Annotated in this window: 19 protein-coding genes; 4 read left to right on the top strand and 15 right to left on the bottom strand. The window is 39.1% G+C overall.

Features of this window, described 5'->3' with window-relative positions:
* Nucleotides 1-12: 12 nt before the first annotated feature.
* Entirely contained in the window at nucleotides 13-240 is a 228-nt protein-coding gene (locus NYE72_RS14105; protein ID WP_036678256.1) for a sulfurtransferase TusA family protein, read from the bottom strand.
* A gap of 65 nt (nucleotides 241-305) precedes the next feature.
* The gene (locus NYE72_RS14100) at nucleotides 306-995 is read right to left on the bottom strand and encodes a YeeE/YedE thiosulfate transporter family protein (RefSeq protein ID WP_036678259.1); all 690 of its coding nucleotides are present in this window, start codon (nucleotides 993-995) and stop codon (nucleotides 306-308) included.
* A gap of 173 nt (nucleotides 996-1,168) precedes the next feature.
* Here NYE72_RS14100 and NYE72_RS14095 point away from each other — a divergent pair, with 173 nt between their 5' ends.
* Complete coding sequence (locus NYE72_RS14095) at nucleotides 1,169-2,053, top strand: LysR family transcriptional regulator (RefSeq protein ID WP_038570725.1); 885 nt, start codon at nucleotides 1,169-1,171, stop codon at nucleotides 2,051-2,053.
* A 2-nt stretch (nucleotides 2,054-2,055) separates the two neighbouring features.
* On the opposite strand, the gene NYE72_RS14090 is transcribed toward NYE72_RS14095, so the two are convergent.
* The 9 genes from NYE72_RS14090 to NYE72_RS14050 form a co-directional block, all read right to left on the bottom strand.
* A complete protein-coding gene (locus NYE72_RS14090; protein WP_036678264.1) occupies nucleotides 2,056-2,271 on the bottom strand; it encodes a sulfurtransferase TusA family protein in 216 nt (71 codons plus the stop codon).
* Nucleotides 2,272-2,405: 134 nt separating this feature from the next.
* Nucleotides 2,406-3,218 (bottom strand): PhzF family phenazine biosynthesis isomerase, encoded by an 813-nt coding sequence (locus NYE72_RS14085; RefSeq protein ID WP_038570722.1) that lies wholly within the window; start codon nucleotides 3,216-3,218, stop codon nucleotides 2,406-2,408.
* 94 nt (nucleotides 3,219-3,312) lie between these two features.
* Nucleotides 3,313-4,356: a serine hydrolase domain-containing protein gene (locus tag NYE72_RS14080; protein ID WP_339211954.1), complete on the bottom strand. Its 1,044-nt coding sequence runs from the start codon at nucleotides 4,354-4,356 to the stop codon at nucleotides 3,313-3,315.
* A gap of 3 nt (nucleotides 4,357-4,359) precedes the next feature.
* A complete protein-coding gene (locus NYE72_RS14075; RefSeq protein ID WP_176462545.1) occupies nucleotides 4,360-4,794 on the bottom strand; it encodes a hypothetical protein in 435 nt (144 codons plus the stop codon).
* Between the two features lie 166 nt (nucleotides 4,795-4,960).
* The gene (locus NYE72_RS14070) at nucleotides 4,961-5,476 is read right to left on the bottom strand and encodes a TlpA disulfide reductase family protein (RefSeq protein WP_051491011.1); all 516 of its coding nucleotides are present in this window, start codon (nucleotides 5,474-5,476) and stop codon (nucleotides 4,961-4,963) included.
* Between the two features lie 15 nt (nucleotides 5,477-5,491).
* A complete protein-coding gene (locus NYE72_RS14065) occupies nucleotides 5,492-6,019 on the bottom strand; it encodes a ClbS/DfsB family four-helix bundle protein (RefSeq protein ID WP_076141689.1) in 528 nt (175 codons plus the stop codon).
* 27 nt (nucleotides 6,020-6,046) lie between these two features.
* Nucleotides 6,047-6,553, bottom strand: coding sequence for a DUF2569 domain-containing protein (locus NYE72_RS14060; protein WP_036678279.1), 507 nt, complete (start codon nucleotides 6,551-6,553; stop codon nucleotides 6,047-6,049).
* A 31-nt stretch (nucleotides 6,554-6,584) separates the two neighbouring features.
* Complete coding sequence (locus NYE72_RS14055) at nucleotides 6,585-7,157, bottom strand: DJ-1/PfpI family protein (RefSeq protein WP_036678282.1); 573 nt, start codon at nucleotides 7,155-7,157, stop codon at nucleotides 6,585-6,587.
* Between the two features lie 17 nt (nucleotides 7,158-7,174).
* Nucleotides 7,175-8,041 carry a S66 peptidase family protein gene (locus NYE72_RS14050; protein WP_076105583.1) on the bottom strand — a complete coding sequence of 289 codons (867 nt, stop codon included), beginning with the start codon at nucleotides 8,039-8,041 and terminating at the stop codon, nucleotides 7,175-7,177.
* 170 nt (nucleotides 8,042-8,211) lie between these two features.
* Here NYE72_RS14050 and NYE72_RS14045 point away from each other — a divergent pair, with 170 nt between their 5' ends.
* Nucleotides 8,212-8,706 (top strand): hypothetical protein, encoded by a 495-nt coding sequence (locus tag NYE72_RS14045; protein ID WP_076105582.1) that lies wholly within the window; start codon nucleotides 8,212-8,214, stop codon nucleotides 8,704-8,706.
* Between the two features lie 62 nt (nucleotides 8,707-8,768).
* On the opposite strand, the gene NYE72_RS14040 is transcribed toward NYE72_RS14045, so the two are convergent.
* The 3 genes from NYE72_RS14040 to NYE72_RS14030 are packed head-to-tail and all read right to left on the bottom strand — an operon-like array spanning nucleotide 8,769 to nucleotide 11,221.
* Nucleotides 8,769-9,242 (bottom strand): GNAT family N-acetyltransferase, encoded by a 474-nt coding sequence (locus tag NYE72_RS14040; protein WP_076141703.1) that lies wholly within the window; start codon nucleotides 9,240-9,242, stop codon nucleotides 8,769-8,771.
* A gap of 41 nt (nucleotides 9,243-9,283) precedes the next feature.
* On the bottom strand, nucleotides 9,284-10,315 hold the full coding sequence (locus NYE72_RS14035; RefSeq protein ID WP_076141690.1) for a Gfo/Idh/MocA family oxidoreductase: 1,032 nt from the start codon (nucleotides 10,313-10,315) through the stop codon (nucleotides 9,284-9,286).
* Nucleotides 10,316-10,333: 18 nt separating this feature from the next.
* On the bottom strand, nucleotides 10,334-11,221 hold the full coding sequence (locus NYE72_RS14030) for a sugar phosphate isomerase/epimerase family protein (RefSeq protein WP_038570709.1): 888 nt from the start codon (nucleotides 11,219-11,221) through the stop codon (nucleotides 10,334-10,336).
* Nucleotides 11,222-11,345: 124 nt separating this feature from the next.
* Between NYE72_RS14030 and NYE72_RS14025 the strand changes: the two genes are divergently transcribed.
* Nucleotides 11,346-12,230, top strand: coding sequence for an AraC family transcriptional regulator (locus NYE72_RS14025; protein WP_339211952.1), 885 nt, complete (start codon nucleotides 11,346-11,348; stop codon nucleotides 12,228-12,230).
* A gap of 28 nt (nucleotides 12,231-12,258) precedes the next feature.
* Nucleotides 12,259-13,080 (top strand): DUF2785 domain-containing protein, encoded by an 822-nt coding sequence (locus NYE72_RS14020; RefSeq protein ID WP_076141691.1) that lies wholly within the window; start codon nucleotides 12,259-12,261, stop codon nucleotides 13,078-13,080.
* A 90-nt stretch (nucleotides 13,081-13,170) separates the two neighbouring features.
* Here NYE72_RS14020 and NYE72_RS14015 read toward each other — a convergent pair whose 3' ends face one another.
* Nucleotides 13,171-13,965 (bottom strand): hypothetical protein, encoded by a 795-nt coding sequence (locus NYE72_RS14015; RefSeq protein WP_076141692.1) that lies wholly within the window; start codon nucleotides 13,963-13,965, stop codon nucleotides 13,171-13,173.
* Nucleotides 13,966-13,969: the final 4 nt, after the last annotated feature.

The raw sequence follows: 13,969 nt of genomic DNA, 5'->3' as shown, positions 1-13,969 counted from the left end.
TACTCAGCGATCCTATTTTACCTTCTCAATAACAACTTCCCACTCGCCATCATCGACCTCTTCGATTTCCACATTATGTCCCTGTTTTCTCGCCCATTCTGGTACGTTTTTCATTGCGCAACTATGATCAATAGCAACAACTAAAACGTCTCCAACATTTAGTTCAGTCATCTTCTTTTCTGTTCTCATTAACGGTACCGGACAAGCTTCTCCCATGCAATCAAGTGTAAATTCAGCCATCTTAAAAACCACCTTTATATTTTTTTGAAATACCAATAGTGAAAATATTCACGTAATAACTTATACTAATCTGCGCTTCCCATCTTTTTCTCTTGCCATTTAACTGCAGCGATGTACAACAGAAGAATGATCAGGAACTGAACAACTAGTGCTCCAAGCCAACCAAAGACGTCTGGTAAAAATACTGTTGGTGCATCCTTTATAACGTTAGCTCTCCACCAACCCATATCATGTGATCCCCAAAGTGAACCAATGATAAAAAATACAAGCGACAGCATCTGCATTGTGAACCCTTCACCTACACGCATCAATGTACCCGAAGCGCAACCACCTGCAATAACCATGCCAATTCCAAATAATACAGCGCCAATTATCAAAGCAAAACTGATTTGACCCACATTGTCCATCCCAGGAATCGGTTTACCTTCCAGGAACGCTGGATACTTAATGGCTGTAAATCCGATCGTAGCGAGAGAAAATGCTATCAGTACAGCTCTTGTTACCGATGTGCTGCCTGTAATACATGGATCTCTAAGTGATGCAGTAAAGCAGAATCGTGATCTTTGCAAAATAACGCCAAACGAAATACCGAAAAGCAGGTAGACAACCATTTTATCGTGGGAATGGTCTAGGAAAAAACCAAACCCAATAATGAGAACTGTAACCAGCAACGCGATGGGCAACTGACTCTTTTTAGGTTTTCTAGGAGCTCTGGTTCGGGTTGATTTCGTTTCGGGACTTACGGTTTGCCCCATAGTCTAACACCTCCATCGTTTTATGTAATTGACTATGTGAAAATAGTAACATACTTATTTGAGCTGTGGTTATCTGCTTTCTTTATGCTGTATAAGTGTTACTAATGGCACAGATGGAGCGTAATCAAGTATGCTATAGTGTGCACTAACAGCGGGCAACAGGAGGAATAAGTATGAATATGGAAACGCTTAAATTATTTTTAGATATTGCTTCGTTAAAAAGTATATCTAAAGCCGCTCAGAAATCTCATATCACCCAATCCGCACTTAGTCAGCAGTTGAAATCCTGGGAGAATACCCTGGGTTCTGAGCTTTTTGTGAGAAGTAATAAAGGGGCCAGCCTTACAGAAGCAGGGATTATAGCGGAGAAGTATGCGGAGCAAATCTGTAAATTATATGATGATATGGTCACAGAAATCAATCATTTACAGCCAACACAACATGAGCTGTCTATTTATGCGATTCCAGAAGTCTGTAATTATGCCCTGCCCTGTACCTTATATGAGGTAAAAAAACATTTTCCCAATTGCCATATCACTCTAAACGAAGGGGCATCGTCACTAGTAGAGGAACGTTTGCTTCTTGAAGAAGGTGATGTTGGCTTTATTTCCGGGCCTTCCCCGAAATCTGAATTATGCTCCAATATGGTGTTTTCTGATCAAGTTATGTTAGTGGCAAGCAGTACGACCGTATGTCCTGATAAAATCACACTGAATGAGCTCCCTAAATATCCGTTAATCTGGTCCTCACAGCTTCATTGTGTGCAAAGGGCTTTGAACAACATATCTGCAGGGGAGCTTAAACTAAATATACTGTTTAATTTGGACTCCCTTGAGGCGGTAAAGCTTGCAGCAATTAGAGGACATGGTGTCGCCTTTCTGCCTTATATGTCCATAAAAAAAGAGTTGTATAGTAAACAACTCAAGATTATTCATATTGATCAGTTCCAGGTAAATAACGATGTCTACATGGTAAAAAAACACAATCAGCGTTGTGACAATGATACGAAACAATTAATTCGTTATATAGAAAAGACATTGATTGATACATTATGTTGAACTTATAGCTCAATCGTAATCTCCCATACCCCATTAATGACTTCTTGAATGGAGCATTTCAAATTTGAACCACGACAGTAATCCGTGATGGAAACTTTTGCACAGCTATGATCAGTAACCAGCATCACCTTTTCGCCATTTTGAATGGCTTTTTGATGTTTTTTTAACATCATTACTGGTACTGGGCAGATTTCTCCCAGACAATCAATTTCAATCATGAGGTTACCTCCATTCCATAGATCATTAAAGTTCTAATAATGACCCAGCATTATTTTCTTCACAAAAGGAGTTGATGTAACTCTTCTAACTGGGTATCACTAAGACTCCGTACACTCCAAGTGAGTATATTTTATCATTTCCCTAAATCTACCTCCCCCACAAACACCGCAGTTCCAGAAATAAACACATCCATTCTATCAGAATCTAGTCGGTACACTTCTACATTTACTTTCCCATCTCTACCGATTTCTTGTCCTTGTTCTACATCAAATTGGATTGAGTCCATGTGCGGATTAATATATTTTAAATAATAAGCCCCCATAACTCCCGATGCTGTACCTGTTACTGGATCTTCAACGGTTCCCGAAAAAGGCGATGAGAAATTCTCCGGAAACAACTCGTTTATCGGTTTCATTTTATTAAAGCTATCTATACTCTTAATTGGAACTAATAGAGTCCATGCGCCAGTACAGCCATAAACAATCGGCATATCCTCATCAAATTCGTCAACTGTTAAGCCTAAAGCATGGGCAAGCTTAGCTCTATCACCGTCAAATTCAATAAACTCGGGATGATCTTGCTTCATTTTTATTAGTAAGTGATTATTGTTGTCCATACTGAATTGAATGGGGAGCACACCCACGTTTGTTTCGATCTTTACCGAGCTTGCCTCTCCAAGGATACCCTTTGTTTTTAAAGCAAATAAAGAAGCCATAGTTGCATGCCCACAAAGATTGATCTCATGGCCTGGCGTAAAATACTTAAGCCTTAAATCAGCTACATCCAATGAGACTACAAAAACTGTTTCATTAAAACCGACCTTATGAGCTATCGATTGCATGTCACTTTCGCTCAAATGAGCCGCATCTAATACTACACCAGCTGGATTTCCTTTGTTCGGATAAGGAGAAAACGCATCATAATGAAGCACTTTGATGTTGTTCACTGGTACGTCTCCTTTATTAAAGATTTATGAAGGTTGGATGACTGAGTATAATAATTCAGCAGTGAATATCCTAACTCTTGGCGTTCACTATTTTTTATTTCATCATCATAGCAAGTTCCATTGATAGCCTAATGGGGAGTGCAGGATTACCCATCTGGTTTAGATCCCCCACAATGAATAAATTTTTAATAGGATAAAAAAAGGCAAACGAACCTGTTGAACCGGAGTGCCCTAGTAACTCACCTTTCCCCATGTAAAGCGTGGACAAGCCATCCAAAGGAATTCTCATATAGCCGCTGCTATAGTAAATAGGTCCCATCGATAATTGAAGTTTATTAGAAGCCGATAGCATCTTAAACAACTCATTTTTAAATAGCATCCCACCAAAGAAAGCTTTGATAAATATCATTAATTCACGAGCTGTGGTGATACATCCTCCACTCGCACGACAACTCCTAATAAATTTGGAACGGTTAATTGATTTATTTTGATAAAAGATATTCGGTACAAAATCGTTGTCACCTTCAGGGAGATATGTACTTACGAGTGACAGGGGATCAAATATGAACCGCTTATAGACTTCTGCTAATGTTGACTGCTCTACCTTCTCAATGATTTCACCTAGTAAATCAAAATTTATATCAGCATAATATGCTTTTCGTTTGGTACGAGGCATAAAATGAGGCTTCAATTTTTTAATTAATGCAATCTGTTCCTCGAAGGTAATATAATAATCCTCCTTAATCGCACGACGCTTGTCATTCTCTTTTCCTTCTTCAAATACATCTGGCAAGCCACTAACCTGAAACAATAAATCGGATATTGTCAGGTCAAACGAATAATCATTACCACCAAAGACATGAAGACCACTTAACACAGCGTTATCAAAATACTGTGTAACCTTGTCATCCAACGACAGTTTACCTCGCTCTTGTAGGGCCAAAATACAGGTGGTGGTAAACAGCTTGGTGATGCTGGCCATTAGCAAAGGTGAGTCTATATTCTTCTCCCCATATCCAATATTATAGGAGTAGTCGCCATCTGTATTCTCAATGTATAGGACGCCTTCGTGAATGTGACGTGAGCTTATCGTTTTTTTGAAGGCTTGTTCTATCTTTTGTGATGTATTAGTTGTCATAGATCATCCTTTCCTCCGCTTCATTATCCAAATAATTAATAAGACAATAACCGATGTTCCCAATAAGAAATACATCCAAATCGTTTTTTCAACCAATTCATCATTGGGATAATGGCCTTTATTATAAGCTTTTACAAAGATACCCTCTTGGGTCTTAATAGCAATAAAATCTTTTGGATCGGTATTGATAATTGAATAGTAGGGCGTACCTTTAGGATAAATATTCGAGAAATTCCCCCTGTACGTTCCTTCCTCATCGGAATATTTAGTTACATGCCCTATCTTCTTATCGATTTCTTCCGAGGGGATGAGTTCATCATCTGATATTTCGTAGATGTCACCTGAATAAACAACAAACGAACCGGCCCAATCCGCGGAGACCGCATGTAATGGCGATAAAGCAATTATAGCTAGAATTACAATAATGAATTTCTTCATCTCAACCTCCTAGCTTGGATTCGATTGGTCTTTTAAATCTTCGAAGAACTCAGTAACTCTCTCCCTCGATTGTTCGAAATCGTTCAAAAGTATCGTTGTTGTGAGAAGCAAAAATGAAAGAAATGCGAAGATGATTATGGGTTTCTTTGATTTCATATATCTCACACTAATCATAGTTTTTAATGAAAATCTTAAACGAGCTCTCAATTGCGTCAAAATCAGTCGAGCCAATAATTTGATCCATAACCTTGCCATCAGAGTTTATAAAAAACAACGCAGGAAAAGCTTGTTCACCAAATTGTTTATGGAGATCACCTGTTTCATCTAGGAGAACGGGATACTTAATGTTGTAATTCGCCACGTATTGTTCTACATCAGAAAGATCATCTTGATAAAGCAAATTGATTCCGTATATGTTCACTCTATTTTTATATTTCTCATACAATGAGACAATCTTAGGAGCATCGTCATTACAATATGGACACCATGAGGTGAAAAATACGAATACAGTGGGTTTCTTCGAGAAGTCCACTTGTATTTTGTTTCCATTCGCCAACTCTTTTAGTTCAATGTTCTCAGGACTTTTAATGGGTTTTGCAGAGTTGTTTACCACGACAAATATAATCGAGCTTAATGCAATCAAAAATATAAATGTACTTACAATAATAGATATTTTCTTCAAAAATAATCCGTCCTTTTATACTTCCTTAGTTACATTAAGTTTTTTCCATTTGCGAATCTTAGAACGAAAAGTCTTAAACGGTGCTACTGAATTAATATGAATCCATTTGACCATAGGCCATCTTGGATTGTTTCCTGTCCATTTCCGCACGCCTTGCGTAAAAAGTTCTTCATCACTTAAAGAATCAATCCAGTTCTGCCACTGATGTTCTGTCTCTTGAAATAAAGATCTTAACTCGTCTAATGAGTAGGCAGCATATGTATGATAAAACGATTGATATAATCCGCCAAGTTGATTCCATTTATAATCCGGTGAAGGTGTAATAACGGTTAACCCTGCTTTTTCATCCTTATCCCATTTCATAACAAGATTCAACCAGCCCAATTGATAAGCAATGATTTCTGCTGGGGTTCGATCAACCCCTTCCATACGATTGTCTCTTTGGGAGTTCTCAATGCCGTCAAATTCTTGATCAAGAGACTGATAGGCAATATGAATCGCATCTTTCAATTCTTCTTTTGATAGATAATCGGTTGACATCATACCCCTCCTTTAAATCACTTTATTAAATTACTTTACAAATGTATTATGTACTCGCTCTGATTTCAATAAATATGCAGTCCAAATTGCACAAGTAAACGCTGACCTAATGATCCTTTTGAGTGAATCTCCATTTCCAAGTTCTCTGGCAAGAGGAATTTGATAAAGAAGTACAACATCAATGATTCCTACTACAGGGATTGCAATATAGAAAATAATCAATAACCGTGGTAAAAATGCTTTTTTTCTGTAGAAATTAATTAGAATATATACACTAAACGCTAATATAGCTATATTGAAAGTGGTTTCAAAAACAATTATAAATCCCCACAAGGGATGATAGAAATCCGAACCTTTAGAAGTAAAAGCAGTCCAGATATCGGCATCAAATGCTGTAAAAGAATCCTGAAAAAGCTGCATCAACTGAATGATAATCGTCCCATAAAGACCGATTTGTACAAGAATCAACCATCCCCCAAGTCCTGATATCCCTAATGGTTTATAATCATTTTTCTTTTCGTTTAAATTAGTTTCCACGTCAACTCTCCCTGTTTATCATCTATCACTGCTATTTATCCATAATATCCCTAAACAATTGTTCTTTTTCTTCATCTAGATCCTGATAAATCCCTAAATAATCAAAGATTTCAAATGAAAAATCAACAAATGCACGGCCTTTAGCAGTAATGATATGTTCATCTCTAACTACTCTCTTATCAACATAATTGTCTCTTGGAAATGGATCCTCTACATTAAGTTTACTGATTCTTTCCACTGAACACGAAGTAGTGAATTTACAATGGTCTAAAATGCCCGCTCGTCCTAAATACTGTGGTCCATGACATATGGCTGCCAGCATCTTCTCTTCTCGATCAAGATGGTTTATCAGATCAGTTAAATCCTGTTTTTGATTTACAATCGGACCTCCGGGAATAATTAGCCCTTCAATATCATTAAGCTTAACTGCTTCTTTGAGGACCAAATCAGGTTGATAAGTCAGACCAGATTCGCTAACTACAGATTCATAACTGTATCCTACGGATAACACTTCTTTTTTTCCAACATTTCTAATCTTATGTAGTGCCAAGGTAATCTCAAAATCCGCAAAATCATCAGATATGAAGCAAAGAATTTTGCCCATCGCACACTCCACCTTTTTTACAAAGTGATTTTATCGCCCACAACAATACACTTACTGTTACTGCCATGCCCAATCTCAGCTGTCTTTATGATAGGAATGGAGGTGGAATGGCTAATTTCCTTCACATACGCTTCTACTATCGGAAATTCATTAAAGTTCTCTAGTTCTGAAAATGACCCTAGAATCAATCCAGCACAAGCATCAAAATATTTCAATTGCTGGAGCTGAGCAAAAAAGGAGACTATTTTGTTAGCTCTGCCACTTAAACTCTCCAACAATAATATTTTGTCCGAAGGATCCGGAAAATAGCTTGTCCCTGCCAGCTTCAAAAAGCAGCGAATATTCCCTCCGATTACTATCCCGCTCATCTGGTTACCACGGACCCAATGATACCGGAAATCGTAAAGATCGTTTTGCCCCTCGAAGAATGTTCGATAAAAAGCCCTCTGCTGCTCTGCCCCATCAGAAGACACTAAATTCATCAACTGATAATGATAGGATTTCGAATTATTTTGCGTAAATAAAGCGTTCAAAATAACTGACAAATCACTCATTCCAAAAAAGGGTTTGGGGTTCATACGGATACTTTCGTAGTCTATGTACTCTAAGATTTGGTTGGCAGAATCCCCACCTGAAATATCGAATATCGCGCTAATTTCAGTATTTTTAAATAGTTGATTCAGCTCCGCTGCCCTTTCCTTTGGATTTCCACTGAAATAACCATCTTTTCTAAACAAAGTATTAGCCACCACTACATGGAGTCCAAATGAATGCAAAACTTTTTTTAATTCCTCTACTTTAGGTAGGTTCTCTACTCTCACACCATCTGAACAAGCAATCAGTCCTACTTTATTCCCGTGTGTGAATTTTAAGGATGTGTTCATTTTAATAATCCTTTCGATTCTACTTTTTAGTTTAATCACCGCAAATTTACGATCATATTTACACCATACCATATTTAGGGAGTTGAATCATTTTCTTCTTGAAATTATGAAACCACAACATGGTAATATAAGTATAATAATGCAAGATCAAATACATTGGGGGTGTACTAATGCGTAAATCACCGTTGATATTGAGTATGATATTATTATCTCTTGCGTTAATTATCGGATGTAGTTCAGAGGTAGATGATGCCACTAAAGCCGCAGAGAAATATAAAAATGTAGAATATACCGTCAAGGCTTCTGAGGATTTAATGTCTGATGAATCCATTCTTGCGCGAAATGAAGAGATGAAACCGTATTTTACAGAATACTTTACTGAAAAGGCTATAGCGAGCCGAATTACAACTATCCCAATTAAAATCGCTGATAAACAAAAGCTTTCTTTAAAACCGGAAAACCTAAAATTTAACCTTTCCGAACAAAAAAAAGATATTATCGAGTTAAAATATACGGTGGATCTTGTCTTATTGGATAAGGATGACAAAGAAAGTAAACGTGTGCCTTTGGAAGGTATATTGACTCTCTTTGATGTGGACGGTAAATGGTTAGTGCAAGGGGATCGATTTGATACTGTAGCATTAATGAACTTGATTGATGGGTGAATTTGAATATCCTTCTTATCACAAAAAGCAGACTGCTCTAATGAGCAACCTGCTTTTTTGAATTACATTATTTTTTTACTCATCCTATAATTGACCAACAGAACACCTTTTCGTTCTACACTTTGTTTCGCAATAAGCTGGTATCCCCGTCGTTCAAAAAAAGGTTTAGCAGTGATGCTTGCTTCGGCATCCATTTCATAAAGACCCAGTTCTTTCGCTTTCAATTCAAGCTTACTCACCAATGCAGAGGCTATACCTAATCCTTGGTAATCTTTGTGAACATATAATCGATCCAAATGTCCATCTGCTGTCATATCAGAAAAGCCCACAATAATATTATCAATTTCGGCTACATAAGTGATATTTTGACGCAAAGAAGCTCTCCAAGTATTATGCTTAAGTACCTCTTCCTCTTTAGGTGCCCAAGCATCTAGCTGTTCCTGTGAATAGTCTTGTTTGTTTACGGAATGAACTGTTTCGTAGAACAATGAGACAATTTGACTAAGATCCGATTCTCGGTAAGCTCTAATATCCATTTTAATCTCCTTGCTGGCGATTGTAGTAACAGAAGTCAATCTCAGAACTCCACTAGATCGATTTTCCGGCCAGATTCAGCACTTTCCAGCGCTCCGAACACCATTGCCATACTATACCGATTATCTCTACAATTCGTCTCTGCAGGACGTTGCTCTGCCAATGACAAGAACATCTCATCCAAACACCCGTGATGGAATGTTTTATTCATCTCAACATTATCTCCATTTATACGCTTTACGTCACGAATGAACTTATCGCTCTGATCTCCTGCAGTAACTACCTCAGCATATGGCAGCTCATGACCATCCCAGATTGCTGTTCCTTTCTCCCCGTTAACCCGCCAAGAAGCTTCCCATGACGTGGATGCACCTTCTGCACACCAAGATCCCTGATAGGTAAATATTGAACCGTCGGACATCTCGAAAATGCACACTGCCGACGCATTCCCCTCATACCATGAACCGGGAGGATTAAACTCCTGACAGTATACGGACACAGGGTTCGCGCCATTAATAAACCGGGCCTGGTCGAAGGTATGAATTGCCATATCCAACAGCAGCGGACTTTTCATAACATCACGGAATCCCCCGAAATGGGCCCCAAGGAAAAAGCTTGCACCGATAAATCCTGTTCTTCCTATGGTTCCTGATTCTATGATTTTTCTTAAAGAACGAATTCGAGGATCATAACGGCGGTTCTGCATCACAGCATGAGCATTTCCAGTCCGTTCCGAGATCTCAACAATCTTATTACATTCCTCCATAGTCTCAGCTAACGGTTTCTCACTAAACACATTACACCCAAGTTCCAATGCAGTACTAGAAATATTGAAATGACTTCCGGGAACGGTAACGTCAAAGACGAGATTTGCTGCGGTCTCCTGAATTGCCTGCTTAATATCCGTAAACGTCAGACATGAAATCCCATGCTTCGCAGCCATCGCCTCAGCCGACTCCAACCTTATATCTACTAGAGCAACGATCTTAGTATCTGGACGCAATAAAGCGTATTCAATCCATGCGTTAGCCATTCCTCCGCAACCTGCAACCGCTACACGGTACTGTGCTGTCATATTTCTCCCCCTGACTTATTAAAGCGGATTAGGCACAAAGCTGCCCCCGCGGCATTGTTTTAAATAATTCAAGGCATGTACTTGACCCATCATTTCCAGCTCATCCCGATAGACAGGATCATGCCAACCTTCAATATCAATGGTACCTTTATAACCAGCCTGACGCAAAATGGAAATAACATCCGTCCAGTTCGTATCACCAAAACCCGGAGTACGGTGCCATACATAAGGTTTTGGGCCGTGGATTCCATATTCTTTTACAATATCCCAAGCGATGGTGGCATCCTTGCCGTGTACATGGAAGATCTTATCTGTCCATTTGCGCAGCTGTGGAATCGGATCAATCAGCTGCACCATCTGATGGCAGGGCTCCCATTCAAGTCCCATATTGTCAGCAGGTACAGCGTTAAACATCTTTTCCCAGGCTATTGGATGATGAGCGATATTCCAGTCCCCTGAAGTCCAATTGCCATCCATGGAACAGTTCTCGAAGGCAATTCGTACCCCGCGATCTGCTGCTCTTTTTGTCAGCTCACCAAATACCTCGGTAAACTTCGGAATCGATTCATCAATGGACACTCCTGGTAGTCGTCCCGTGAACCCTGATACCATATCAGTACCAAATACATGAGCATGATCAATAAGCCGTTCCCAGCTCGCTAATGCATCGGAATTGTCACCAGTATTCGTCAAAGGATTGCCAAAGATGCCAACCGATGAAATCACAAAATCATGTTTTGCCGCAAGTTCTTGCACACGCTTACCAGTTTCCACAAGATCTGTTTCACCTGTAGTCTGCCAGAAGGTTAAGCTAAAAGATTCGAAGCCATGACCTACGATTTGCGGAATCACTCTAACAGCATCTCCGCCACCAACTAATGTGCCTATACGCATTGTATCCTTCATCTTGTGTACCACTCCAATATTGGTTTATAGTAAGTTCTATAACCCGAGTATATACTGCATTTAAGCTTAAAACTCTTATTATATTGTGTTTATATAGTCGTATATTGTGGGAGTTGAATAAATATTGAGCTATCCTGATGATCTTAAAGAATACCCTCAATTAGAAGGAAGCACCTATCCATTTCGATTGTTTTTTAATGAATGCAGACATGCGAAAATCGGCCAGAACATCCTTTTTCTACACTGGCATGAGCATTTCGAAATCATTATCATGCAAGCAGGCAGCGCCATTTTCCACATTGACAGCAAGCCCTACGAACTGCATCCCGGAGAGGTTTTGTTTGTTCCTTCTGGAGGTTTGCACGTTGGATATAGTCTGCGGGATGATCATGTCCGATTTATATCCGTCGTATTTCATAGTTCTTTATTTAAAGATTGGAAGCAAGATCCTCAACATGAGCAGTTCGTAGCTCCCTATTTGGAAAATCGATATCAGCTACCAGTTAAACCAGCAGCACTTGTTCCAACCTGTTCTACTTATTACTCTCTTCTAGACACTATCGTGGATGAAGTGCATCAGAAAGGTCCTGCATTTCAGCTAATCATCAAAAATCAACTTCATCTGCTTTTTGTATTGCTCTCCCGTACCTTTTTGCCTGAGCGGGTTTCTGGCAGAACAAATGAACGTCATTCCTTCAATCGTGAGCGTTTTAAGCCACTGCTGGAGTATATGGAGAACCACTTTGATGAGAAAATGACTATTGAAAGCGCCGCGAGATCCGTTAATCTAAATCCATACCATTTCTGCAAAACTTTTAAGAAGCTCACCGGCCGAACCTTCATCGATTATGTTAATCTTTGCCGCGTAAATGAAGCAGAACGACTGCTGCTGGAGACAGATTTTACTGTAACGGAGATTGCTGGACGAGTGGGCTGCGACAATCCTAATTATTTTACCAAGCTGTTTAAGCAATATAAAGGAACTACACCATCCGGTATTAGAAAATAATTCACACTGGAAAATAGGAGCATGTAAAATGAATTTAAAAGAAACGCTGATATGCATAAAAGAAAATGATTACCAAGCACCTCCCGATACAATCCAGTTGGTACAAGAAATGATAAATAACATTGGTTCTTTAGATGCCCAACTACGGGATGAGCTAATTTATACAACCTTATCACATTGGATCCCAGGTAATGCTCTAACTACAAACGAACTGGAGCACCTTATACCCGTTATCTTGGATAAAAACCATTTGCATTTTAAGCTTGGCGAAACCAATGCAGACTCTGTCTTTACCAGATCTTTCTCTATGCTAGTCATCCCACTCCTCTTCATGAGGCATAAAGAATCACCATTTCTCTCAAGAGAGCAAATTCATCAGATAAAGGAGAAGGTATTTTGCAGTGTGCAAAATGAGCGCGATTACCGGGGGTATGACGAAGAAAAAGGCTGGGCTCATGCCATAGCCCATGCAGCAGATACTTTAGATGAATTGGCTCAATGTTCAGAACTGGATAAAAATGACCTTATAACTATCCTCGATTTGGTTTACGAAAAGATGACCATAACAGATCGAATATACTCCGATGGGGAAGATGAGCGAATGGTAAGATCCTTAATGAGTGTTTTAGATAGAAAAATGCTTAGTCAGACTTATGTAGAGCAATGGATTCGAAGTTTTGGTGATGTGGAGAAAACTCCAGAATTTCTTCCTGCCTTTAAACAAAAAAATAATATAAAGAATTTTTTGAAAAGTTTATATTTTCGAGTTAAATATTACAAAGTAGATGCCAATCTCTGTCCAACAATCGAGCATACATTATACAAAGTAGAAAAAGTATACTATTCCTAATTAAGAAAAAGTGAGGGTTAGAGCACCCTCACTTTCCATCTACTGTTCAAATGCGTGGAGCACTTGCTACCTGTTGACGGGTCTATTAGATTATTCAGTAACTGCTAGCTCCATTCTCCGCACACTCGCAAGCGCGGGAAAAGATTCCAGCACCATCCCTGTATTCCATAACTTAACCAGCTGTCCAACCTGCAAATCCTTAAAGCTGATGGTCTCTCCAGCTTCATTAAACATTTCAGATTTCGCATTGATTGTGAACCAGTAAGATGGATCTTCGTTTCCAGGTTCAAGGATTAGTATCCGCTTTGCCTGTTTAGTGTCGATCTCAACGATTGTACCCACTACATGTGGATCACCTATTTCTGAAATATCATAGGTCAACATCTCTGGATCGATCCACTTTTCAATTTCAAGCTTGGCTGCTTCCGCATCATCAGACGGAATGGTAATAGTTACTTTATTGCCAATCGTATCTACACCAGAGCCGTAGAGATTCAGCTTCTGGTAGAGTTCTTGTTCATGCAACAATTCTTGAGCAGCTAATAACTCTTGCATTGTATATTTCACATCATGAAGCTCATAAGTACCTGCAGTGAAAGCCTGAGCAAAGCTCTGCTCAATCTCCGAGTTCAAACCTACAATATTAATATGAACCTTGTTATCTTGCAGATAAATATCTCCGTTAGGAATCTTCTGAGCAGATAAGAAAGTCTTAACCTCGCCTGGATCATCCATTGCAGGGTTCTTAGAAGCTAGAATTTGTGGTTCTGAACTAATTACAGGAGTAGGAACCGGCTCCTTATTCGCTTGTTGAGCCTCTGAACAGCCACTGATTAACAAAATAACAACGGGAATCCATATCCAACCAATAATTATCTTACGCATCCTA

Source organism: Paenibacillus sp. FSL L8-0333, from assembly GCF_037965665.1.
Taxonomy (GTDB): domain Bacteria; phylum Bacillota; class Bacilli; order Paenibacillales; family Paenibacillaceae; genus Paenibacillus_AQ; species Paenibacillus_AQ odorifer.
Note: the sequence above shows the minus strand (reverse complement) of the source record. Positions and strands in the feature narration are given on the sequence as shown.

Coding starts and splice junctions, on each gene's coding strand:
- NYE72_RS14105 (WP_036678256.1), bottom strand. CDS start 240: ATGGCTGAATTTACACTTGATTGCATGGGAGAAGCTTGTCCGGTACCG.
- NYE72_RS14100 (WP_036678259.1), bottom strand. CDS start 995: ATGGGGCAAACCGTAAGTCCCGAAACGAAATCAACCCGAACCAGAGCT.
- NYE72_RS14095 (WP_038570725.1), top strand. CDS start 1,169: ATGAATATGGAAACGCTTAAATTATTTTTAGATATTGCTTCGTTAAAA.
- NYE72_RS14090 (WP_036678264.1), bottom strand. CDS start 2,271: ATGATTGAAATTGATTGTCTGGGAGAAATCTGCCCAGTACCAGTAATG.
- NYE72_RS14080 (WP_339211954.1), bottom strand. CDS start 4,356: ATGACAACTAATACATCACAAAAGATAGAACAAGCCTTCAAAAAAACG.
- NYE72_RS14075 (WP_176462545.1), bottom strand. CDS start 4,794: ATGAAGAAATTCATTATTGTAATTCTAGCTATAATTGCTTTATCGCCA.
- NYE72_RS14065 (WP_076141689.1), bottom strand. CDS start 6,019: ATGATGTCAACCGATTATCTATCAAAAGAAGAATTGAAAGATGCGATT.
- NYE72_RS14055 (WP_036678282.1), bottom strand. CDS start 7,157: ATGGGCAAAATTCTTTGCTTCATATCTGATGATTTTGCGGATTTTGAG.
- NYE72_RS14050 (WP_076105583.1), bottom strand. CDS start 8,041: ATGAACACATCCTTAAAATTCACACACGGGAATAAAGTAGGACTGATT.
- NYE72_RS14045 (WP_076105582.1), top strand. CDS start 8,212: ATGCGTAAATCACCGTTGATATTGAGTATGATATTATTATCTCTTGCG.
- NYE72_RS14040 (WP_076141703.1), bottom strand. CDS start 9,242: ATGGATATTAGAGCTTACCGAGAATCGGATCTTAGTCAAATTGTCTCA.
- NYE72_RS14035 (WP_076141690.1), bottom strand. CDS start 10,315: ATGACAGCACAGTACCGTGTAGCGGTTGCAGGTTGCGGAGGAATGGCT.
- NYE72_RS14030 (WP_038570709.1), bottom strand. CDS start 11,221: ATGAAGGATACAATGCGTATAGGCACATTAGTTGGTGGCGGAGATGCT.
- NYE72_RS14020 (WP_076141691.1), top strand. CDS start 12,259: ATGAATTTAAAAGAAACGCTGATATGCATAAAAGAAAATGATTACCAA.
- NYE72_RS14015 (WP_076141692.1), bottom strand. CDS start 13,965: ATGCGTAAGATAATTATTGGTTGGATATGGATTCCCGTTGTTATTTTG.